At 71.8% G+C, this 22,421-nt stretch carries 16 protein-coding genes and 2 pseudogenes; 4 read left to right on the top strand and 14 right to left on the bottom strand.

The genetic code is table 11. From position 1 onward, the window contains the following. Window positions 1–38 precede the first annotated feature (38 nt). The 6 genes from ACWD4G_RS26645 to ACWD4G_RS26620 all read right to left on the bottom strand — a co-directional run bounded on the left by ACWD4G_RS26645 (window position 39) and on the right by ACWD4G_RS26620 (window position 7,165). A complete protein-coding gene (locus tag ACWD4G_RS26645; RefSeq protein WP_451297596.1) occupies window positions 39–881 on the bottom strand; it encodes a nitrilase-related carbon-nitrogen hydrolase in 843 nt (280 codons plus the stop codon). A gap of 155 nt (window positions 882–1,036) precedes the next feature. Beyond that, window positions 1,037–2,605 carry a PucR family transcriptional regulator gene (locus ACWD4G_RS26640; RefSeq protein ID WP_451297594.1) on the bottom strand — a complete coding sequence of 523 codons (1,569 nt, stop codon included), beginning with the start codon at window positions 2,603–2,605 and terminating at the stop codon, window positions 1,037–1,039. Between the two features lie 68 nt (window positions 2,606–2,673). Continuing rightward, entirely contained in the window at window positions 2,674–3,960 is a 1,287-nt protein-coding gene (locus ACWD4G_RS26635; RefSeq protein WP_451297592.1) for an aspartate aminotransferase family protein, read from the bottom strand. Continuing rightward, on the bottom strand, window positions 3,957–4,799 hold the full coding sequence (locus ACWD4G_RS26630; protein WP_451297590.1) for a nitrilase-related carbon-nitrogen hydrolase: 843 nt from the start codon (window positions 4,797–4,799) through the stop codon (window positions 3,957–3,959). Before ACWD4G_RS26630 ends, ACWD4G_RS26635 begins: the two co-directional genes overlap by 4 nt. A 272-nt stretch (window positions 4,800–5,071) precedes the next feature. Next, window positions 5,072–6,637: a hypothetical protein gene (locus ACWD4G_RS26625; protein ID WP_451297588.1), complete on the bottom strand. Its 1,566-nt coding sequence runs from the start codon at window positions 6,635–6,637 to the stop codon at window positions 5,072–5,074. Window positions 6,638–6,880: 243 nt separating this feature from the next. Then, a complete protein-coding gene (locus ACWD4G_RS26620; protein WP_451297586.1) occupies window positions 6,881–7,165 on the bottom strand; it encodes a helix-turn-helix domain-containing protein in 285 nt (94 codons plus the stop codon). 73 nt (window positions 7,166–7,238) lie between these two features. Between ACWD4G_RS26620 and map the strand changes: the two genes are divergently transcribed. Beyond that, entirely contained in the window at window positions 7,239–8,006 is a 768-nt protein-coding gene (map, locus tag ACWD4G_RS26615) for a type I methionyl aminopeptidase (RefSeq protein WP_451297584.1), read from the top strand. Between the two features lie 356 nt (window positions 8,007–8,362). Here the strand turns inward: map and ggt are convergent, their stop codons facing one another. Continuing rightward, window positions 8,363–10,216 (bottom strand): gamma-glutamyltransferase, encoded by a 1,854-nt coding sequence (gene ggt, locus ACWD4G_RS26610; RefSeq protein ID WP_451297582.1) that lies wholly within the window; start codon window positions 10,214–10,216, stop codon window positions 8,363–8,365. A 239-nt stretch (window positions 10,217–10,455) separates the two neighbouring features. Here ggt and ACWD4G_RS26605 point away from each other — a divergent pair, with 239 nt between their 5' ends. Further along, window positions 10,456–11,199: a hypothetical protein gene (locus ACWD4G_RS26605; protein WP_451297580.1), complete on the top strand. Its 744-nt coding sequence runs from the start codon at window positions 10,456–10,458 to the stop codon at window positions 11,197–11,199. Further along, window positions 11,196–12,553: pseudogene (locus ACWD4G_RS26600) on the top strand (CocE/NonD family hydrolase). The gene ACWD4G_RS26605 and the pseudogene ACWD4G_RS26600 overlap by 4 nt, the downstream one beginning before the upstream one ends. Before the next feature lie 35 nt (window positions 12,554–12,588). Here the strand turns inward: ACWD4G_RS26600 and ACWD4G_RS26595 are convergent. The 3 genes and pseudogenes from ACWD4G_RS26595 to ACWD4G_RS26585 all read right to left on the bottom strand — a co-directional run bounded on the left by ACWD4G_RS26595 (window position 12,589) and on the right by ACWD4G_RS26585 (window position 14,338). Continuing rightward, window positions 12,589–12,738 (bottom strand): hypothetical protein, encoded by a 150-nt coding sequence (locus ACWD4G_RS26595; RefSeq protein ID WP_451297578.1) that lies wholly within the window; start codon window positions 12,736–12,738, stop codon window positions 12,589–12,591. A gap of 95 nt (window positions 12,739–12,833) precedes the next feature. Beyond that, window positions 12,834–13,609 (bottom strand): annotated as a pseudogene (locus ACWD4G_RS26590) (amino acid ABC transporter ATP-binding protein). 276 nt (window positions 13,610–13,885) lie between these two features. Beyond that, window positions 13,886–14,338, bottom strand: coding sequence for a DUF6278 family protein (locus ACWD4G_RS26585; RefSeq protein ID WP_451297576.1), 453 nt, complete (start codon window positions 14,336–14,338; stop codon window positions 13,886–13,888). 298 nt (window positions 14,339–14,636) lie between these two features. On the opposite strand from ACWD4G_RS26585, the gene ACWD4G_RS26580 reads away from it, so the two are divergent. Beyond that, window positions 14,637–16,433 carry an SGNH/GDSL hydrolase family protein gene (locus ACWD4G_RS26580; RefSeq protein WP_451297574.1) on the top strand — a complete coding sequence of 599 codons (1,797 nt, stop codon included), beginning with the start codon at window positions 14,637–14,639 and terminating at the stop codon, window positions 16,431–16,433. A gap of 59 nt (window positions 16,434–16,492) precedes the next feature. Here ACWD4G_RS26580 and ACWD4G_RS26575 read toward each other — a convergent pair whose 3' ends face one another. From ACWD4G_RS26575 to ACWD4G_RS26560, 4 genes are all read right to left on the bottom strand, one after another. After that, window positions 16,493–17,272 carry an exodeoxyribonuclease III gene (locus tag ACWD4G_RS26575; protein WP_451297572.1) on the bottom strand — a complete coding sequence of 260 codons (780 nt, stop codon included), beginning with the start codon at window positions 17,270–17,272 and terminating at the stop codon, window positions 16,493–16,495. 75 nt (window positions 17,273–17,347) lie between these two features. Beyond that, a complete protein-coding gene (locus tag ACWD4G_RS26570; RefSeq protein WP_451297570.1) occupies window positions 17,348–17,989 on the bottom strand; it encodes an MBL fold metallo-hydrolase in 642 nt (213 codons plus the stop codon). A 71-nt stretch (window positions 17,990–18,060) separates the two neighbouring features. Next, window positions 18,061–19,386 carry a bifunctional 3-oxoadipate enol-lactonase/4-carboxymuconolactone decarboxylase PcaDC gene (pcaDC, locus tag ACWD4G_RS26565; protein WP_451297568.1) on the bottom strand — a complete coding sequence of 442 codons (1,326 nt, stop codon included), beginning with the start codon at window positions 19,384–19,386 and terminating at the stop codon, window positions 18,061–18,063. Window positions 19,387–19,685: 299 nt separating this feature from the next. Further along, on the bottom strand, window positions 19,686–22,088 hold the full coding sequence (locus ACWD4G_RS26560) for an SWIM zinc finger family protein (RefSeq protein WP_451297764.1): 2,403 nt from the start codon (window positions 22,086–22,088) through the stop codon (window positions 19,686–19,688). Window positions 22,089–22,421 lie beyond the last annotated feature (333 nt).

The following is a 22,421-nucleotide window of genomic DNA, read 5'->3' as shown; positions in this document are numbered from 1 at the left end:
CCCGCGCCCCTAAAAAACGGGGGCGGGGAAGGGCGTTGCTACGGCGCCGTAAGCGGCCCATACGCCTCCGGGCGGCGGTCCCTGAAGAACTGCCAGCGGTCGCGGACCTCTCGGAGCTTGGCCAGGTCCAGGTCGCGGACGACCAGTTCCGTCTCCTTGTCGCTCGCCACCTCCCCGACGAACTGGGCCTCGGGGTCGACGAAGTAGGAGGTGCCGTAGAAGTCGTTGTCGCCGTACTCCTCCACGCCGACGCGGTTGATCGCGCCGATGAAGTACTCGTTGGCGACGGCCGACGCGGGCTGTTCCAGTTGCCAGAGGTAGCGGGAGAGGCCGCGTGAGGTGGCCGAGGGGTTGAAGACGATCTCCGCGCCGGCGAGGCCCAACGCCCGCCAGCCCTCCGGGAAGTGGCGGTCGTAGCAGATGTAGACGCCGATCTTCCCGACGGCCGTGTCGAAGACCGGCCAGCCCGCGTTCCCCGGGCGGAAGTAGAACTTCTCCCAGAAGCCCGGCACTTGAGGGATGTGGTGCTTGCGGTACTTGCCGAGGTAGGTGCCGTCCGCGTCGATCACGGCGGCCGTGTTGTAGAGGACGCCGGGCTGCTCCTCCTCGTACATCGGCAGGACGAGGACGAGGTTCAGCTCCCGGGCGAGCCCCTGGAAGCGCTTGACGATCGGGCCGTCCGGGACGGCTTCCGCGTACTCGTAGAACGCCTTGTCCTGGACCTGGCAGAAGTAGGGTCCGTAGAACAGCTCCTGGAAGCACATCACTTGAGCGCCCTGCGCCGCCGCGTCGCGGGCCGCCTGTTCGTGGACCTTGATCATCGACTCCTTGTCGCCGGTCCAGGCGGTCTGGAAGATGGCTGCGCGGATGACTCTGCTCATCGGGACCTCCGGTCACTCGGTGTGCGGCGAGCGTAGGGAGTCCCGATGGCCGGTTTGAGTTGCACGGTGTCACGTCTGCGGGCGCCCGGCGTTCCACCGTGTCACCCCTTCGTGGGCGCATGTTTCACCGCCGTTTTCCCAGGTCCTGGCATGTTTCAGCCCTGTTGCGCGTCGTGTGCGAGGAGGGCGATGTGGACGGACGCGGCCTGCTCGAAGTCGTCTAGGTCGACCCCGAGCCGGGTCTCTATGGCTTCGAGTCGGCGGTAGAGCGCGGGGCGGCTGACATGGTGGAGCTGGGCGGTCTGCGATTTGTTGCGGCCGGTAGCGAGATAGGTGCGCAACACCGGCAGCAGATCCTGCTCGGAGTGCCGGTCGCCGCAGAGCAGCCCGTCCAACTCCCGCTCGGCGAAGGCCTGGACGTGCGGGTCGTCCCGCAACAGCCGGATCAGACCGCGCAGATGGACATCGCGGAGGCGTACGACGGCCGGGAGGTCCAGCCCGGAGGCGGCCGACTCCCCGACGGCGTCCGCCACATGCCGGGCCTCACGCAGCCCGGCGGGTACGTCCTCCCAGGCGGCACGGGGTTCGGCAGCGGCGACGACCGTCGTGCGCGCCCCCGATTCCCCGCGCAACCGGGTCGCGAAGTGGGTGGTCAGCGCGGTCGCGTCCTGGTCCCGGGCGAGGCTGAGCAGCACGGCGGTGGCACCCTCGGCCAGTTCGGCGACGAGCCCGGGGAGCCCCAACAGGCGGAGGACGCGGTCGAGCTGGGCCGGTTCTCCGTCGCGTACGACGAGGGGTACGAAGGTACGGCGGTTGACCGGCAGTCCGGCGGCCCGTGCCATCGGCAGCAGTTGCCTGGCCGGTACGACCCCGGAGACCAGGTCCGTCAGCAGGCTCGTCGCCGACTCCTCCTCCCAGGAGTGCGCGGAGCCGCCGCCGAGCATGCGGTGCAGAACGAGGGCTTCGGCGGCGCGGTCGGCGAGCAGCCGCCCGGTGGCGGTGTCGCCCCGGTAGCCGCACAGCACGATCTGGCCCCAGCGCTCGCCGCGTCCGCCCAGTTCGGCCCGTACCCAGCCGTCGCCCTCGCTGCCGCCGGCCTGACGGGAGATCCGCTCCCAGTCGCGCAGCACGTCGTCGACGGCGGAGCGGTGCCCGGCCGTGGCGAGGACGCGGTGGGCGAGGTTGGTGACGACCAGTGGGCAGCCGGCGTGCTCGGCGATCTCGTCGAGCAGGCTCTGCAGCGGGGCCCCGGCCGTGATCAGGCCGGTCAGTGCGGTGCGGACGGACTCGGAGAGGCTGATGGCCGCGAACTTCCGCCTGACCAGCCGGGACTGGACCTCCTCGGTCAACTCGGCGAAGGGGAACGGGCGGTGCAGGACCACCATGGGCAGCCCGCACCGCTCCGCCGCCCGCCGCATCACCTCGGGCGGAGTCGGGAAGGCCCGCCCCAGGCCGAGGACGACCGCCGAGGCCTCCGCGCGGTGCAGGGAGCGGATGTACTCGGCCTGCGCCTCCTCGTCACCGGCGAGGAGGACCCCGGTGGTGAGGACCATCTCGCCGCCGCTGAGCATCACCCCCACGTCGGGCGCCTCGGCGACATGCACCCAGCGCACGGGCCGGTCGATCTGGGCCGCCCCGGCCACCACCTCGGGCTCTCCGGCGAGCACCCGTTCCAGGCCGAGGACCTGGCGTACCGAGAGGAGAGGTTCCAAGGCGGTGGTCATGGCGGTGCGCCCCTTATTCCTTGCGCGCGTGTCTTACGCGATCGCGCTTACGCGATGGTGCTCGGTGCTTACGCGATGCTCCTCAGAGCACGTTCCAGCGCTTCGGCGCCCTCCTCGGCCTCGGCCACGGTCAGCGAGAGCGGGGGTGCGATGCGCAGGGCGCTGGTGTTGTGGCCGCCGCCCTTGCCGATCAGCAGACCCTCCCGGCGGGCCGCCTCCAGGACAGCGGACGCGGCGTCCGGGTTGGCCTCCTCGGTACCCGGCTTCACCAGCTCGATGCCGAGCATCAGGCCCCGGCCGCGCACCTCCTTGACCTCGGGGATCTGCGCCGTGATGGCCCGCAGCCGCTCGATGAGCAGTCCGCCGACGCGGCGCGCGTTGCCCTGGAGGTCGTGCTCGATGAGGTAGTTGAGGTTGGCGAGACCGGCGGCCATGGTGATCTGGGTGCCGCCGAAGGTCGAGATCGAGTTGCTGTCGAGGCAGTTCATGACCTCGGCGCGGGCGACGACACCGCCGATGGACATGCCGTTGCCGATGCCCTTGGCGAAGGTGAGCATGTCCGGCGGCCCGCTCTGACCGTGCGCCTGCCAGCCCCAGAAGTTGTCGCCGGTGCGGCCCCAGCCGGTCTGCACCTCGTCGGAGATCCACAGCACCCCGTGCCGCTGGAGCACCTCGCGGAAGGCCGCGTACAGCCCGTCCGGCGGCGAGGTGAAGCCGCCGACGCCCTGGATGGGCTCGGCGATCAGCGCGGCCGGAGGACGGCCGTGGCCGAGCAGGTCCTCCAGGTCGGCGACACAGGCCTTGATGAAGTCGGCGTCGCTCAGCTCCGCGTACGGGCCTCGTGTACGCACGCCTCCGTGCACATACAGCGTCTGGAGCGGCGACAGCGACGTCGGCGACCAGCCCTTGTTGCCGGTGATGCCGACCGTGCTGAAGCTGCGCCCGTGGTAGCTGTTGCGCATGGCCATGATCTGGTTGCTGCGGCGGTACGTCGACGCCAGCAACAGCGCGGTGTCGTTGGCCTCGGTGCCGGAGGTGGTGAAGAAGACGCGCGCGTCCGGGATGCCGGACAACTGCGCGACGCGCTCGGCGAGTTCGACCATCGGCCGGTTGAGGTAGAGCGTGGACGAGTGGATGATCCGCCCGGCCTGCTCGCTCACCGCCTTGGTGACCTCGGGCAGCGCGTGGGCGGTCATGGTGGTGAGGATGCCGCCGAAGAAGTCGAGGTACTTGTTGCCCTCGGCGTCCCAGACATGGCGGCCCTCACCATGGGTGATCTCCAACGGGTTCGCGTAGTAGATCGCGAGCCAGTCGGGCATGACGGCCTTGTGCCGTCCGAGCAGTTCGTTGGTCACGGCTGTACCAGTCCTTCGTAGGCGTCGGGTCGACGATCACGGTAGAACGCCCACTGCTGTCGTACGTCCTCGATGAGGTCGAAGTCGAGATCCCGGACGACGAGTTCCTCGTCATGGGCGCTCGCCGTTCCGCCGACGAACTGGCCGCGCGGGTCGACGAAGTACGACGTGCCGTAGAAGTCGTTGTCCCCGTACTCCTCCACACCGACCCGGTTGATCGCGGCGACGAAGTACTCGTTGGCGACGGCCGCCGCCGGCTGCTCCAGCTGCCAGAGGTGGGAGGACAGGCCCCGGTGGGTGGCCGACGGGTTGTAGACGAGCTGGGCGCCGTTCAGGCCCAGTTGGCGCCAGCCCTCCGGGAAGTGGCGGTCGTAGCAGATGTAGACGCCGACCTTGCCGACGGCCGTCTCGAAGACCGGCCAGCCCAGGTTCCCGGGCTTGAAGTAGTACTTCTCCCAGAAGCCCTTGACCTGGGGGATGTGGTGTTTGCGGTACTTGCCGAGGTAGGTGCCGTCCGCGTCGATCACGGCGGCGGTGTTGTAGTAGAAGCCGGACTGCTCGACCTCGAAGACCGGTACGACGATCACCATGCCGGTCTCGCGGGCCAGCTCCCGCATACGAACGACGGTCGGCCCGTCGGGGACCGGCTCGGCCCAGCGGTAGTGCTCGGGTTCCTGGACCTGGCAGAAGTAGGGGGCGTTGAAGACCTCCTGGAACCCGATCACCTTCGCGCCCTGCCGGGCCGCCTCGCGGGCGTGCTCGATGTGCTTGGCGACCATGGACTCGGTGTCGCCGGTCCAGGTGGCCTGGACGAGGGCGGCGCGCACGACGTTGGCCATGTCAGCTGCTCCTTCGACGGGGGACGTCAGCGAGCCTCTACGCCCGTAGAAACGGGCCGTAGAGGCTTGAACGTAAGCCCCGTCGACGGGCAGGGCAAGACCATCGCCGTTAACCGGCCGAGTCGATCACGTTTCGCACTCCTGTGGGGGAGGAAGCGCTCCGCTAGGAGCGCCGTAAATGGGCCGTCAGTCGGCCGCGGCGCCGTCGTGGCTGGTCGCGCCCGCGCGGCGGAGCCGCATATCGACACAGGCCCCGCGCCCTCGACGGACCCTCAAGCCAAGCCTGCCACCCGTAGGGCGTGCTTCACGTCGCGGTGGCGGTCGGACGAGATTCCTCGGGCGGAGTCCAGGATCATGCGGGTGAGGGGCTTGGGATGGGTTTCCGCCACGCGCGCCGCCTCCTCCGGTGTGCGGACGCTCACGTAGGCGTCGAGCAGCGCGCGTGCCTGGCGGTCGCGCCCCTCGGCCACGAGTCCGGCCACCGCCTCGCCGATCTCCTCGGCGGGCCGCGCGACCCCCTGTTTCACGATCTGGTCCCCGTCGGCGGTACGGCCGACCACGTTGAGGGCGTCCACGACGGTGACCAGTCGGTCGATGGGCAGCGAGCCCACCTCCCACAGGAGAGTCGCCCAGTCGGCGCCGAGCCCCGCGCGGTGCAGTTCGGCGGCCAGCAGCGGGAAGCGCTCGGCGGGCCAGTGGGCCACCTCCACGAGCAGCGCGTGCGCCTCTCCGCTGCGCCCCTCCTTGCGCAGTCGCACCAGCCCGTCGACGGTCCCGACGACCTCCCGCCGGGCCTCGTCCTCCATCGGCACGCGTACCGCCTTCTCCTGCTGCGGCGCCACCTGCTCGGGCTGCGCCGCGACCCCGGCGAACCGGGCCCCTCGGGGAGAGCGGCCCTTGCGCGCGGGGGCGGGGGCGGGCGCGGTCTCGGGCACCGCGGCCGCGGGGGCCTCCCCTTCTCCGTCCGCGACACCCGCGAACCGGGCGCCACCACGGAAGCGGCGCTTGGGGCGTTGCTTGGTGGAGGCCGGGGCGGTGAGTTCGTCGGCGGGGCCCTGGGATTCCGGGTCGGTGGCGGGTGCCGCAGCCGGATCGGCGGCGGAAGCGGCACCGGAAGCCGCCCTCGCCGCGTCGGTGTCGGGGAAGGGCTCCGTCCGGGCTGCCGCTCCGGGGTCGGTGGTGCCCTCCGGGCCTGTCCCCCGGCCGCCGTGCGCGGTGTCGTCGTGGGGGCCGCTCCGGGGTGACCGTCGCTGTCGGTCCGGTACCCGGAAGACATCGCCGGCCATGCCTCCGGGGAAGCGGGGGGCCTCCGGCGCGGTGGTGGGCGAGACGCGGCGGTCGTACTCCTCCATGCGGGCGCGCAGTTCGGTGCAGCGGGCTGTTGCGCGTTCGTGGTCGTCGTGGGCCCAGGCCAGGTCGAGGCGGAGGGAGTCGGCCTCCTCCTGGGTGGCGGCGGCCCCGAGTCTGCGGGTCAGCTCGGCGGTGCGTTCGGCGGCGTAGCGCTGTTCGCGGAGCATGACGTCGAGCCGGTCGCCGAGGGCGTCGCGGCCACCGGGCTGGGCGTCGAACGCGGCGAGCGAGGCCCGGTGCAGGGCGCGGGCCCGTTCGGTCTCCTGGGCTGCGGCGGCCGGGCCGTACGCGGTGGCGAGGTCGTGCATCAGCGCCTCGACCACGTCCCAGGGCGGCACCTCCGTACCGTCGAGACAGGCCCGCATACCATCCGGGTCGCGTTGCCAGAACACGGCGCACCAGCCGACGCCCTGGTCCAGCTTGGTCATCAGCCTGTTCAGATACCCCGCGAACTCCCGTACTCGACCCGGGAGTTGATCCACAGCCATCGCATGCTCCCCGGCAGACTGGAGTGCTCCGGACCGCTAGAAAACACCAGTTGTGTTACAGCGCGGCTACATGAAGTTTGCGGAGCGGACGCAGTGTGCTGTGCGCACCCGTGTGGCGGCTGTGCGCACAGGGCGAATCGGACGTCGGTGACGGGGAGCCGAGCGAGGGGGACCTCGTGATCCGGACCTGGGTGCCGGCTGACGGCCCGGCGCGGCGCGGGGTCGGGTCACGACCCGGCGCGGCTAGGCGACGGCCGTGGTCGGGAGTGTCGTGGCGGCCGTCTCCACCGGGGCGCACCCCAGGACCAGTTCGTCCATGGACAGGCCCAGGGCGCGGGCGAGGGCGGCGATCGTGAAGAAGGCCGGGGTGGGGGCGCGGCCGGTCTCGATCTTGCGGAGGGTCTCCGCCGAGATTCCGGCGACGGCGGCGACCTCCGCCATGCTGCGGCCGCCTCGGGCCTCGCGCAGCAACCGGCCCAGCCGCTCGCCGCGTTCGCGCTCTTCGGGGGTCAGAGGGGTGCGCACCATGGGCTCATTCTAAGCCCGACCCCCACCGGGCGACCGGTATTCTAATTGGGCGATGACCGGTATAGTAATTGGCATGGTGGAACTCAAGACGGACGCGTCCATCGACGCGATGTACGAAGCCGGGCAGATCGTCGGACAGGCGCTGACCGCGGTGCGCGAGGCCGCCGAGGTGGGCGTGTCCCTGCTGGAACTGGACGAGGTGGCGCGCGAGGTACTGCGCGGGGCGGGCGCCACGTCCCCCTTCCTGGGCTACCGGCCCTCCTTCGCGCCCGTGCCCTTCCCGGCCGTGATCTGTGCCTCGGTCAACGACGCGATCGTGCACGGCATCCCGACGTCGTACCGGCTGCGGGACGGCGACCTGGTCTCCATCGACTGCGGTGCCCAACTGGGCGGCTGGGCGGGTGACTCGGCCATCAGCTTCACCGTGGGCACGCCCCGTGCGGCCGATCTGCGGCTCGTCGAGACCGCCGAGCGCGCGCTCGCAGCCGGCATCGAGGCGGCCGTCGTCGGCAACCGCATCGGCGACATCGCCCACGCCATCGGCACCGTCTGCCGCGCCGCCGGGTACGGCATCCCCGACGGGTTCGGCGGCCACGGGATCGGCCGCCATATGCACGAGGACCCCGGCGTACCGAACGAAGGGCGCCCCGGGCGGGGGATGCCGCTGCGCCATGGGATGGTGCTGGCGATCGAGCCGATGGTGATCGAGGGCGGCACGGACGGATACCACACGGCACCGGACGGCTGGACGCTCCGCACGGACGACGGCTCTCGCGCGGCCCATGCGGAGCACACGGTGGCCATCACCGAGGCGGGGCCTCGGATTTTGACGGCGCGGTAGGGATGGCCGGCCGCGCGGTTTCGCCGTAGGGGGGCGGGTGCTTTTCGGGCTGCGGGCGCGTCGTGGCTGGTCGCGCAGTTCCCCGCGCCCCTATTGATGCCGGGCCCAGCTGCCATGGCTCATGTAACTGCGGGCAATCGCGCCGCTGGAGCGGCGCCCACCCAGCAGTCGTCGTAGCTGCGGGCAATCGTGCCGCTGGGGCGATGGGGGTCCCCCCGCGCGAGCGAAGTCGAGCGTGGGGGAGGGTGGGCGCAGCGGCACCCTGTAAGCGCCGGTAAGCGAAACCCACCCCCGCCCAGCACCACCCCCGGGCGCCCAACAACCAGGGCCCCGCCCAGCCCCAGCCCCCGGGCGCCCTACTTCCCCGGCCGTACAACCATCGCCGCCCCACCCCCTCGCCGCACCGTCTCCGCCGCCGCCAGCCACTTCCCGCCCGGCAGGCGTTGGACCCCGGCGACCGCCCCGATCTCGGGGTTCTGGCGGAAGCCATGCCCGATCGCTTCGAGTTCGGTCCGCAACGGGCTGCCCCACAGCCCCGGTTCAAGCTCGGTGGTCGTCTGGTTGCGCTGGCTGGCGCGCGGCGCGGCGATCGCGTCGACCAGCGGCAGTCCCCGGTCCAGGAAACCGGTCAGGGTCTGCAACACGGTGGTGATGATGGTCGCGCCCCCCGGCGAACCGAGCGCCACCACCGGCTTGTCGTGCTCGTCCAGCACGATCGTCGGCGACATCGACGAGCGGGGCCGCTTGCCCGGCCCCGGCAGGTTCGGGTCGTGGACGGCCGGGCTGGCCGGCGTGAAGGAGAAGTCGGTCAGCTCGTTGTTGAGCAGGAAACCCCGCCCCGGCACGGTGATGCCACTGCCACCGGTCTGCTCGATGGTGAGCGTGTACGAGACGACGTTGCCCCACTTGTCGGCCACCGTGAGATGGGTCGTGCTGTCACCCTCGTACGTCGTCGGCGCCGCCGTACCGCCCGTCGCGCAGTCCCCCGGATCGCGAGGATCGCCCGGTGCGACGGGACTGGTGAGCACCGCGTCGTCCTTGATCAGGCACTCGCGCGAGTCCGCGAACCGCTGCGACAGCAGCCCCTTGGTCGGTACGTCCTCGAAGGCGGGGTCGCCGACCCACCGCCCCCGGTCCGCGAACGAGATCCGGCTCGCCTCGATGAAGCGGTGCAGATACTGGACGTCGCTCGCCTCGGAGAGGTCGGTCCGTTCCAGGATGTTGAGGGCTTCGCCGACGGTCGTGCCGCCGGAGGACGAGGGCGCCATCCCGTAGACGTCGAGACCCCGGTACGTCATCTTCGTGGGCGCCTGGCGCTTGGTGCGGTACGCGGCGAGGTCGCGGGCGGTCAGATCGCCGGGCCGGGCGTTCCATCCCGAACCCGGGTCCACGGGCGGCTTGTTGACCGTGTCGACGATGTCCTCGGCGATCTCGCCCCGGTAGAGGGCGCCGACACCCTCGCGGCCCAACTCCGCGTACGTACGCGCCAGATCGGGGTTCTTCAGCGTCGAGCCGACCACCGGCAGCGCGCCGCCCGGCAGATACAGCTCGGCGGTGTCCGGGAAGTACCGGAACCTGGCCTCGTTGGACGCGGTCTGGGCGCGGAAGGTCTCGTCGACGACGAAGCCGTCGCGCGCGAGCTTCTCGGCGGGCTTCAGCAGCGTGGCGAGCGGCCGGCTGCCCCAACTCCGCAGTGCCGTCTGCCAGGTGGCGGGCGTGCCCGGCGTACCCACGCTCAGCCCGCTGCTCACGGCCTCCGCGAAGGGGATCGCCGTGCCGTTCTCCAGGAAAAGGCTCTCGTCGGCGCTCAGCGGTGCCCTCTCGCGTCCGTCGACGGTGTGCACCGTACGGGACCGGGCGTCGTAGTAGACGAAGTAGCCGCCTCCGCCGATACCGGCCGAGTAGGGCTCGGTGACGCCGAGAGCGGCGGCGGTGGCGACGGCCGCGTCCACCGCGTTGCCGCCCTTGCGCAGCACCTCGATCCCGGCGGCCGAGGCATCCGGGTCGACGCTCGACACGGCACCGCCGTAGCCTACGGCGACCGGCGCCTTCCGGACCGGGCCGGTCGTGGCGGTGTCCGCCGTGGCGGTGTCCGGCGGGGCGGCATTCGCCGTGGCGGAGGTCGGTGGCGCCGCCGCCCCCATCGACACCACGGCGGACACCGCCGCCAGAACCGCCAGTTTCCGCGCGACAGGGCGACGCAGACGCATCCGTACCTCCAGTCAACGACCGTCTGCGCAGAGTAACGTGACGGCCGCCGTCCCGTCAGCGCCATGCGCGCCCTTGGAGGACACGGCGACCACAGGAGGGGCGTCGCCCGGAGCATGCCTCGCTCGAAGCCGGAGAGGGCGGCGCCCGAAAATCAGACATGGACTCGGATACGGATTCGGGCGCAGAATCGGACACGGATTCGGACAGTGTTCGGCGGCGCCCGCTACCATGCGCGGCCATGACTGACGACGTGCGCAATATCGTCCTCGGCGTGGTCGCGGCGGGCATCAGTGCCTCGCTGGGCTGGTTCGTCCGGACGTACCTCTGGAAGCGGAAGCTCCGCCGCAAGCAGGAGTTCTTCGGGCTGCCCGAGAACTCCGAGTCCCTGCTGGTGGTCAACCGGGACCCGTCGAGCGCGGACATGGCGGTGCACCGCTTCGACGTGTTCGCCCTGCTGGAACTCTCGGCACTCATCAAGGACTGCGGCGCACACGCGCAGGTCGTCACCCAGGACGCGGCGCAGCAGGGCTTCGGCGAGCGCACCGAGTTCTGTGTGGGCGGCCCCGGGTCGAATCGCCGTATGGCCGCCCACATCGCCGCCATGCTGCCCGGCATACGCTTCAACACCGACCCCGAGCCCGGCCCCGACCGGGGCGCCTTCAGGATCGGCGAAGAGCACTACCGCCTCGACCCCGGCATCACCGAACACGTCTTCCTGGCCCGCCTCACCACCGGCCAGCCGGACCAGTCCCGCCCCGTCTTCCTCTTCTGCGGCCAGCGCGCCATCACCAACCAGGCCGCCACCCGCTACCTGGCCCGCAACCACGAGCGCCTCCGCCGCAAGTACGGCACCGGGAACTTCGTCCTCCTCCTGAAGGTCGTCAACTCCCAGGCGTACGGCCCCGATGTCGTCGAGGTCGTCGCGGACGTGACCCGCACGGCCCAGGCGCCCTTCCCGGAGCCGGTGAGGAGTGCCCCGTGAGACACCCGCATCCGCACAGCACGACGGCCCGTACGGCCAAGTCCCCGTGCGCGACGAGGGCGTTGCGCACAACGACCGCGGGGGCCGTTTCGGTCGGTCTGGTCGCCGGTACGGCGCCGGCGTTCGCCCCGGCCGCGCAGGCGGCGACGAGCGGCGCCCCGACCACCCGGTTCGTCGACATCAAGGGCTCGGACGGCACCGTCCTCAAGGCGAACGTCGTCGCGCCGGGGGACACGTCGCGCTCGTACCCCCTTCTCGTGCTCCCCACGAGCTGGGGTCTCCCCCAGGTCGAGTACCTCGCCCAGGCGCGGAAGCTCGCGACCGCCGGTTAGGTGGTCGTCAGTTACAACGTGCGCGGCTTCTGGGAGTCCGGTGGACACATAGAAGTGGCGGGGCCACCGGACATAGCCGATGCCTCCACGGTGATCGACTGGGCGCTCGCCAACACCCCGGCCGACGCGGGGCACGTGGGAATGGCCGGGCTGTCGTACGACGCGGGCATCAGTCTGCTCACCGCCGCGCACGATCTACGCGTCCGACCTGGAGTAGGAGCCGGAGCTGATCGCCTGGGGGAAGAAACGTTCACCCGCTAGTAGCTCACCGGCCCCAAGCGGCTGGAGCTGCGCCCAGGGTGACCACGCCACCACCGAGATGACGGGGCTGTTCGGACTCCCGAACGATGTGTGGACCGATACCCGGCGGTGGTTCGACCACTATCTGAAGGGCGAGGCCAACGGCGTCGACCGGGAGCAGCCGGTGCGGCTCAAGTCCCGTACCGGTGGCGGTTTCGAGGGGCATCCGGACTGGAAGTCGGTGACCGCCACCCGGAAGAAGATCGCCCTCGCGAGCGGCACCACGATCCACACCAACGTCGACTCGGGGGCGAACGGCGGGATCATCTTCCTGTCCAGCGTCCTCGATCAGGTGGCCCAACTGCCGCCCGTCGCCTCGATACCGCTGCTGCCGCGCCGCTGGGCGGCCGTATGGCAGTCGGAGAAGTACCAGCGGACGCAGTATGTGCGGGGGACGGCGAAGCTGCACACCACGGTCACCGCCACCAAGGAGAGCGGAACCCTCGTCGCGTACCTCTACGACGTGGGCCCGCTCGGCCTCGGCAAGCTGGTCAGCAACGCGCCGTACACCTCCCACGGGAAGACACCCGGCAAGCCGTTCGCCGTGGACCTGGAGTTGTTCTCCACGGCCTACGACGTGCCGGCGGGCCACCCTCTCGCCCTGGTCGGCGGTAGGGGTCCCCCCGCTCTACATCGAGCACAACCCGTCCGGCGCGCAGCTGACCTTCTCCTCGCCGCCGAACGACCCGTCGTACGTGTCGATTCCGCTGCGCGAGCAGTGATCTCCGGCTGCCGCCGGGCGGGCCTGGCCCCTTGGCTACTGCGCGCCTGGCAGCAGCTTTTCCATTCCGACCGCGGTGGCGCCCGCGGCCTCGGTCACCCACAAGCGGATGAACCGCTCATCGTAGTCGAGGCCCGGCGCGACTCCGGTGGGGGTCACGGGGGCCATGGGGGTTGTGGGGGTCATGCGGGTCATGCGGGTCAATCCCGATGACCGCGCTCGGTGTTCGACGGTCCGCGCATCGTGATCGGTGTTCGAGAATGCTCAGTGCTTGAGGATGATCAGTGTTTGAGAATCTTCGAGAGGAAGTCCTTGGCGCGGTCGCTCTCGGGGTGGGTGAAGAAGTCGTCGGGGCTGCGGTCCTCGACGATCCGGCCGTCGTCCATGAAGACGACCCGGTTGGCGGCCGAACGGGCGAAGCCCATCTCATGGGTGACGACGACCATGGTCATGCCCTCGCGCGCCAACTGCCGCATGACCTCCAGCACTTCATTGATCATCTCCGGGTCGAGGGCGGAGGTCGGCTCGTCGAAGAGCATCACCTTCGGCTCCATCGCCAGCGCCCGGGCGATGGCCACCCTCCCCCAGTGCCTTAAGGGCCTGGGGGTACCCCCAGCTGCTGCCCGCCGGAGAGCTGCGCCGGGTACTTGGGCGCCTGGTCGGCGAGGCCGACGCGGTCGAGGAGTTCGCGGGAGCGTTTGTCCGCGTCCTCCTTCTTCCGTTTGCGTACCTTGATCTGACCGAGCGAGACATTCTGCAGAACCGTTTTGTGCGCGAAGAGATTGAAGGACTGGAAGACCATCCCGACGTCCGCGCGGAGCGCCGCGAGCGGTTTGCCCTCGTCCGGCAGCGGCTGCCCGTCGAGGAGGATGTTCCCGGAGTGGATGGTCTCCAGCCGGTTGATGGTCCGGCACAGCGTGGACTTGCCCGACCCCGAGGGGCCGATGACCACGACCACCTCTCCCCTGCCCACGATCAGCCCGATGTCCTTCAGGACATGCAGATCGCCGTAGTACTTGTTCACCTCGTGCAGTTCGATCAGCGGATCGACAACCATGCACTGCCCGCCCTCTTCGCTCTCGCCCGTGTCGTGTCGCGGTGCCGCAAACTATCCGGGCCGAAGGTGCTCCCTTCCCCGACACGCGCTCCTCGGCAATAGGCGTATTTACGTCCGCCGACCAGGCCTTTCACGACGGCCGGCCAGGCCATGCACGTGTGCCCGCCGGACTCTTCGCGTCCGCCGATCGGCCCCTTCGCCTCCGCCGGCCGGCACCCTTGGCGTTCGCCGGTCGGACCGTTGGTGGCCGCCGGTCGGACCCCTGGCGGTCACCGGTCAGCCCTCGGCGGTCTCCGCGTACATCTGCGACAGCTCCGGTACGCCGCCGGCGGCCCAGTCGTGTCCGGCCTCGACGACGTCGATCTCGCGGCCGGAGGCCAGCCGCACCACGGGCCGGCCGTGCGGCCGGATCTCCCAGCGGGCGCCCGGGACCGTGCGGACGACGACCGTGCCGAGATAGAGCCCGGCGTCGTTGCCGAGCCAGGACTCGGTCTCCTCGTCGCCGCGCCAGCGCGGGAGGAGCTGGTCCAACGCCTCCAACGAGGCGACGGAGTCGTCGAGTTCGACGCCGGCCTCCTGGGCCTGCGCGCGCAGCAGTTCGCATTCGGAGAGGAGTTCGGCGAGGCCCTCGTGGCCGGCGTCGTCGATGTCGCGGCCACCGGTGAACACCGCGCCCCCATGAGCGGGGCCACGCCTCTTGCGCCAGTTGCCCAGGAAAGAGATGTTCATGCGCTCAGCGTGTCATTGGCTCGGCCGGGTGCACCACAGGCGCGCGGGAACCGCGTGTTCCCCCGGAGTTCGCCTTTCGTTTCCCCCTCACCTCGTCGAGCGCCCCCTGCGCCCCTTCGTTTTCGTGGCGCATCTGTGTGCTCCCTCGTTGTACCGAGGCCGATATCGCCTCATCATCAGCGAGTCGTCAGCGGTGAGCGTCATCAGCGAGCCGGCATCAGCGGGTCGCCATCGGGGCGGGTCGTTGTCAGCGGGTCGTTGTCAGCGGGTCGTCATCAGTGAACGAGAGGGGTCACGCGTGCGCCGTCGCGTCTGGGGAACGGCCGTCGTCCTGGGGCTGCTGGCCACGCTGGCACCCGTCGCCTCCACCGCGCAGGCCGCGGCCGGGGACAGCGGGTACAGCCGGGGCGGTCGGGGCAGAGCGGAACCGGTGCCGCTGGAGCGGCTCTTCGACAACAGCGCGGTCAGCGACGACGCCCGCCCGGACGAGGCGGACTTCGACGGCTCCGGCGGCTCCCTCTCGGCCCAGGACCTGACCGCGGCGGGCTGGGCACCGGGACGTTCACTGACCGTTCAAGGCGCCCGGCTCACCTGGCCCGGTGCCTCGCCGGGCGAGCCGGACAACGTCCGCGCCGACGGCCAGACCGTACGCGTACAGGGCCGGGGCGACGCCCTGGCCTTCCTCGTCGCTGGCACCGGCGGCTCCGACGCGGCCGGCACCGGCACGGTCCAGTACGCGGGCGGCGCCTCGTCCCCGTACCGGCTGACCGCCCCCGACTGGCGCACCGGCCCCCTCGCCACCAAGGCCGTCGCCCTCCCGCACATCAACACACCCACCGGTCAACTCACCCAGAAGGCACGCCTGTACGTCGTCACCGTGCCGATCGCCCGTGGTGACGCGGTGACTTCGGTGACCCTGCCGCGCGACCGTGATCTGCATGTCTTCGCCGTTGCGGTACGCCCGGAGTCCTCGGCGTGGACGGGAAGTTGGGGGGTGTCGAGTTCGGGCTACGCCGCTGTCGGCCCCTGGACCGACCGGACCCTGCGGCTCGTCGTCCACACCTCGGCCGGTGGGCCCCGGGTGAGGGTCCGGCTCGACAACACGTTCGCGGCGGCGCCCGTACGGGTCGGCAGCGCGACCGTCGCCGTGCAGGCCGAGGGGGCGGCGGCGCGGAGTACACCGGTGGCGTTGTCGTTCGGGGGTGCGACGGGCACCGAGATCCCGGCCGGGGCGCAGGCGTTCAGCGATCCGCTGGGCTTCGAGGTGCCTTCGGACGCCAATCTGCTGGTGAGCTTCCATCTGCCGGGTACGGTGACGGCCGCGCCCGTGCACCGGCTCGCCCAGCAGACCTCGTACGTCAGCGCGCCGGGCGACCAAGCGGGAGACGGCTCGGCGGCGGCGTACACCTCGACGATCACCAGCTGGCCGCTGCTGACCGGGGTGGACGTGGGCGGTGGGCCGGGGTCCGTGGTGCTGCTGGGCGACTCGATCACCGACGGGGACAGGTCGGTGAGCGACGGGAACCGCCGGTGGCCGGACCTGCTGGCCAGGAGGCTCGCGGCGCAGGACGAGACCCCGCGCTACGGGGTCCTCAACCAGGGCATCTCGGCGAACCGTGTCGTCACCGACCGCTACCCGGGCGACGGGGTCTCCACCGACTCCGGCGGGGTGAGCGCCCTGCACCGGCTCGACCGCGATGTCCTCGCCCAGACCGGCGCCCGTACCGCCGTCGTCTTCCAGGGCGTCAACGACGTCCGCTGGGGCACCACGGCCGCGGAGGTCATCGCCGGGCTGCGGGAGATCGCCGCCCGGGGCCGTGAACGCGGGCTGCGCATGCTGGTCGCCACGATCGCGCCCTGCGAGGGCGAGTCCCGCTGCACCGCCGCCGTCGACGCCCAGCGGGTCGCCGTGAACGAGTGGATTCGCGGCAACACCGAGTTCGACGCCGTACTGGACTTCGACGCGGTGCTCCGGGACCCCGACCGCCCCGCCCGGATGCTGCCGGCGTACGACAGCGGTGACCACCTGCATCCGGGAGACACGGGCCTGGCGGCGCTGGCCGACTCGGTGGACCTGGGGACGCTGGTGCCGTGAGCCTCCGGGCGGACCGTCCCGTGAGCGGCGGGCGATCGGGCTGCCGTGCTCGGCGGTCGCTACACGTCCAGGTCCACCACCACGGGTGCGTGGTCGGAGGCTCCCTTGCCCTTGCGCTCCTCCCGGTCGACATAGGAGTCCTTCACGGCCTTCGCGAACGGCTCGTTGCCGTAGACGAGGTCGATGCGCATGCCTCGGTTCTTGGGGAAGCAGAGCTGGCGGTAGTCCCAGTAGGTGAAGGGATGGTCGTACTTGAGGGGGCGGGGGACCACGTCGGAGAGGCCGGCCTCGCGGAGGGAGGCGAGGGCGGCGCGCTCTGCGGGGGTGACATGGGTGAGGCCCTCGAAGGCGGCGACGTCGTACACGTCGTCGTCCGTCGGCGCCACGTTGTAGTCGCCCATGACGGCGAAGGGGCGGTCACCGCCCGCGTCACCGGCGACGGCGGCCTTCAGCGCCTCGAACCACTGGAGCTTGTAGGCGTAGTGAGGGTGGTCGACCTCACGGCCGTTCGGCACGTACACCGACCAGACGCGGACCGGGCCGCAGGTCGCGGAGATGGCGCGGGGCTCCGGGGCGCCGTCGTAGCCGGGGTCGCCGGGCAGGCCCTTGACGACGTCCTCGATGCCCACGCGGGAGATCACCGCCACGCCGTTCCACCGGCCGGTGGCGTGCACCGCGGCCTCGTAGCCCTTCTCCCGCAGCGCGTCGAACGGGAAGGCGTCCTCGGCGATCTTGGCCTCCTGGAGGCAGAGCACATCCGTGCCGCTGCTCTCCAGCCAGGCGAGCAGCCTTGGGAGACGGGCGGTGATCGAGTTCACATTCCAGGTCGCGATGCGCATGCCTCACAACTTACCGGGCGGGTCCGACAACGCCCCCCGCCCGGTCCCGGCCCCCCCTTGCGACCGGGCGGCCCCCTACACCTCGGCCGAGGTCCCGGGCGCCAGCCTCAGGTGTTCCGCGCCGCCCAAAGCGCCGATCTGGCGGTCGTAGATGGGGCGGGCGAGGTCGGTGAGGAGGGCGTCGTGGATGTCGTACGCGCGCTGCGGCCGGACCTCGCGGACATAGTCGATGACCTCGGAGATCTTGCTCCAGGGGGCCATGACGGGGAGCATCAGCGTCTCGACGGCGTGGTCGGGGACGGTGAGGGCGTCGCCGGGGTGGAAGACGCGGCCGTCGTCGACGAGGTAGCCGACGTTGGTGATGCGGGGGATGTCGGGGTGGATGACGGCGTGGAGTTCGCCGTGGACCTGGACGTCGAAGCCGGCGGCGGTGAAGGTGTCGCCGTGGCCGACGGTGTGCACCCGGCCGGGGAAGGCGGCGGCGATCTGCTCGGCGACCGAGCGCAGGGTCCAGATCTCGGCGGCCGGGTTGGCCTCCAGGGCCGCCCGCAGTCGTCCCTCGTCGAAGTGGTCGGCGTGCTCGTGCGTGACGAGTACGGCGTCCGCGCCGATCGCCGCGTCCTCCTCGCTGAACGCGCCGGGGTCGATGACGAGCGTGCGTCCGTCCTTCTCCAGACGGACGCAGGCGTGCGACTTCTTCGTGAGCGTGAGCTTCATGGGTCCATCCTGCCCCCGGGGACGGGATGCGGCTCATCCCCGCGCTCACTCCCCGCGCGCGCTCACCGTGCTCATTCCTCAGGTGGTGTGGTCTCCTCGCGGATGACCTGCTGGGCCACCTTGAAGGCGCTGTTCGCGGCCGGGACGCCGCAGTAGACGGCGGCCTGGAGGAGGACCTCCTTGATCTCGTTCGGGGTGAGGCCGTTGCGGAGGGCGGCGCGGGTGTGGAAGGCGAGTTCGTCCAGGTGTCCGCCGGCGACGAGCGCGGTCAGGGTCACACAGCTGCGGGAGCGGCGGTCGAGGCCGGGCCGGTCCCAGATCTCGCCCCAGGCGTAGCGGGTGATGAACTCCTGGAAGTCACCGGAGAACTCGTCCGCCGACGCCAGCGCCCGGTCCACGTGCGCGTCCCCGAGCACCTCCCGACGCACCTTCAGCCCGGCGTCGTACGGGTCCGGTCTTCCCGTGGCCTCCGGCTGGGCGACGGCCGCGGCGATCTCGGCGACGGGCCCGGTCTGCGGCCCGATCTGGGGGCCGGCCTGCGGCGCGGCGGTGGCGAGGGCGGGTTTGACGGGTGCCGCCGGGATGGCGATCTGGCCGGTGTCGGCGTCGTAGGCGGGCCGCCAGGCCGTGGAGAAGTGCCGTACGAGGAGATCGGTGACGGCGGCGGGCTGCTCGACCGGCACCAGGTGCGAGGCGCTGGGGACTACGGCGAGCCGGGCGTCCGGGATGCCCGCGACCAGGGTACGGGCCTCGGCGGGGCCGGTGACCTGGTCGTCGGAGCCGACGAGAACGAGGGTGGGGACACCGATCCGGCCCAGTTCGCCGCGGACGTCGAACGAGGCGAGCGCCTCGCAGGCGGCGATGTAGCAGCCGGGGTCGGTGGTGCGGACCATCTGCACGGCCCACTCGGTGATCGCCGGCTGCGCCGCCGCGAACCCGGCGGTGAACCATCGGTCCGGAGACGTACGGGCGATGGGGTCGAGGCCGTTCGTGCGCACTATCACGCCGCGCTGGCGGAACTCGTCGGCCGTGCCGAAGCGGGGCGAGGCCGCGATCAGCGCGAGCGAGGCGATGCGGTCCGGGTGGCGCAGCGCCAGTTCGACGCCGATGGCGCCGCCGAGCGCGCAGCCCGCGTACCCGAAGCGCTGCACGCCGACCGCGTCCAGCGTCGCCAGCAGCCGGGCGGCCAACTCGCCGACGGAACCACCGGGATACGCGGGGGCGCCGCCGTGGCCGGGGAGATCGAAGCGGAAGACCCGCCACTGTTTGGTGAGCTCAGGGATCTGTCGATCCCACATGTGCCAGGTCGTGCCGAGCGAGGGCCCGAGGATCAGGACCGGGGCGTCGTCCGGCCCGTCGAAGCGGTACTGGAGGGCGGGGGTCGTCGTCTCACTCACCGCTCCACGCTAACGTCCCTTCCTTGGTGCTCGGTCCCAGGGCCCCGAATCCGCCCAGACGGCTCCCGAACATCAGCGGCCAACTCTCACACCGTCTTCACCGAACCGCAGGTCACACAACGGGCGCTCACCCCCACCGGACACCGGATCACCCCTTCGAACAAACTTCGCGGTTGTGTCGGGGGGGTGGGTGTGGTGGGTGTGCTGGGGGCCGTGGGGGGGAGGCCGGTTGTCGTGGTGCGGGGCGGGTGTGTGGGGACGGCCGGCGGATGGGTGGGGCGAGGCCGGGGGTGTGGTGGTCAGGTGTTGCCCAGGCCGGTGAGGGCTCCTACCGGGTCGAGGTCGGGGGTGCCTCTGGGCCACCAGTCGTCCTTGCCCGGTTCGGACTCGTAGGCGTACCACAGGCCGTCGCGGCCCAGGCGGAGTTGGACATGGCCGAGGGGATGGGTGAGGTGGTTGCGCCAGGGGCGGAACGCGGGGAAGTCGGCGGCGAGGAGGAGGGGGCGGGCACGGTCGAAGCGGCCGGCCGGTGGGTCCCAGGGTTCCTCCAGGACGGCGAGCCCTTCGAGTCCGCCCTGACGCCAGGCGGCGACCGCGCGGGCCAGGTCGGCCGAGGTGCGGCCCGTGGCGGCGGACAGCGCGGAGTAGAGCGCGCGGGTGGTGGCGGTGAGGCCGGAGCCGGGGCGGGCGGCGGCGAGGCGGACCGCGTCCTGCCACAGCGTCAGTTCGGCGAGCGGGTCGCGTCCGGTGGTGAGCAGCGCGTGTGCGCGGGCCGCCGCGTCGGTGGCCAACTGGTCCAGCGCGAACGGGTCGGGGCCGCCGGGCGCTCCCGGGTACACCGGGGGCTGTTCCGGGTGGGGCGGTGAGGGCAGGGGGGCGGGCAGCGGTGGGAGGGCGCGCGGGGTGAGGGCGTCGCTCGCGCGGATGCCGGGGAGGGCGGCCGGTTCCTGGTCCTGGGCGGCCCGGGCCGCCAGCGCGGCGCTGCGGCGCGACAGCGACTCCAGCAACTCCCGTTCGCCCCGGCCCCGCAGGAGCAGCAGGACGAAGGGGTCCTCGTCCAGCAGCCGCGCGGTCTGGTAGCAGAGTGCCGCCGCGTGCTTGCAAGGGTGACCGAAGTCGGGGCAACTGCAATGGGGGTCCAGTTCGCCGGGGCCCGGCAGCAACCTCACGCCACGTCCGCCCCGGAGGACCTGAGCACCGCGCCCGGCTTCAGTTCCGGCATCAGCTCGGGTGGCCGATTCGGTGCCCGCGTCGATGTCGGCGAGTGCCTGGGGCATGTCCTTGTCCAGCAACGCGGCGATATGGCCGGGGCGTTCGGCCGCCGTGTCGAGGAAGCGGTCCCATTCGGTGTCGTCGAGCGTGCGCAGGCGGATCTGGACGCGGTACGGCCGTGGGCGGCTGCCGTGGACGTACGCCAGCACCAGCCCTGGAGTCACGGTGATCGCGTCCACGTGCCCCTTGTCTGCGTACGCGCGCCCCCGGGCCAGCCGTGCGGCGTCCAGTGCCCCTTCCTCAAGGGCGGTCACCCAGGCATTGCCCCACCAACTCTCCGCGAACGCCGCCCCCGGCGAGGGGCGCGGCGGCAGCGCCGGGAACGTGCGGCGGAGTTCGCCGTCGCGGGACGGCGCCGCCATGGTGCGGGGGACGCGGGGCGTGGCCGGAGTGTCGGGCCGGGGGCTGCCGGGGGCGCCATGGGTTCGGGGGCGCCCGGAATCGCCGGGTCGGTCGGTGTCGGTGTCGGCTGCGTCGTGGGCGGCGGGGCTTGCCGAGGCGTCGGTGGAGTGGGGGCCCGATACGTCGTGGGCCTGGGCGCGGGTGGCTTCTTCCGGCAGGCCGGGGCCGGGGGGAACGTCACCGATGGCGCGCGCCGAGTTCCCCGGCAGGTCCGTGCCGGGGGCGACTTGGGCCGTGGGGCGGGTGGAGCCGTACGGCGCATCGGCTCGGGGGGCATCTTGGCCGGACAGGCGGGTCGAGACAGGCGGCGCGTCGACGTCAGGGGGCTCGGAAGCGGAGCGTTGCGAGGCACGGCTCAGCACCGTGGCGTCGCTAAGCGGCGTGGCTGCTTCGACTGCTTCGGCAGACCCGGCAGACCCGGCAGACCCGGCAGACCCGGCAGACCCGGCAGACCCGGCAGACCCGGCAGACCCGGCAGACCCGGCAGACCCGGCAGCAGCGTAGGGGGTCGGCTCTGTCGGTGGCCCGGCTTTCCGTTCGGTGAAGTCTTGGCGGGCGTCGGGGGCCGCTGTGTCGGGCGGCAACCGGAAGGCTCCGGCGAGCAGTTCGTGCAGGTCCCTCGCCGTGGGACCCTCGCCTCGGCCGCCTCCGCTCCGCCCATGGGCATCCTGCCGTGTCCGAGCGCGGATCGGCCCCCGGTCGCCGACTCGCCTTGAGCCGGCCGCACCCTTGGTGCCCTTCTCAGCCTCGGCCTCCGCTCGCGCCCGCTCGGCAGCGCTGCGGGCCGCGCGCAGCGCCTCCCTGGCGACATCGCCGGGGCACGTGCCCATCGGAGCAGCCGCCCCGCCGAGAGGGCCGCGCGCGGGGGCCGCGTCACCAGATGCCCCGGCCGCCGGCGAAGCCGAATCCCGCTCCTCCCCGGGCCTCTCGGACTCCCCAGGTTCCTCAGGCTCCTGGGACGTGCTGCCCACCCGGGCGTCCACCGCCCTCCGCAACGCCTCCCGCGCCGCATCACCGGGACGAGCCATCGGCCCGCCGCGCCCGCCCTGTCCCGAGAGCGTGCCGTGTTCGCCGCCCGACTCCGCCGCCCCTCGCATCCCCCGTGCCCGCGCCGTCCGCAACGCCTGCCGAGCGGCGTCGGCGGGGCGTGACCCGGCAGCGGCGTCCGGCTCACGGTCCGTCCGGGCCTCAACTCTCAGTCGTTCCCCTTCGCCCCCGGTCCCGTTCTCTTCCCCGGCCACCCAGTCCTCGACCGGTGCCTCGCCCCCATCCGCCCAGTTCTTGACTCCGGCCCCTCCCTCAGCCACCCAACCTCCGGCCCCGGCCTCATCCCCAACCACGGAGCCCTCGACCCTGGCCTC

This window comes from Streptomyces sp. NPDC002643, assembly GCF_053592555.1.
This window is presented reverse-complemented; position numbering and strand designations above follow the sequence as displayed.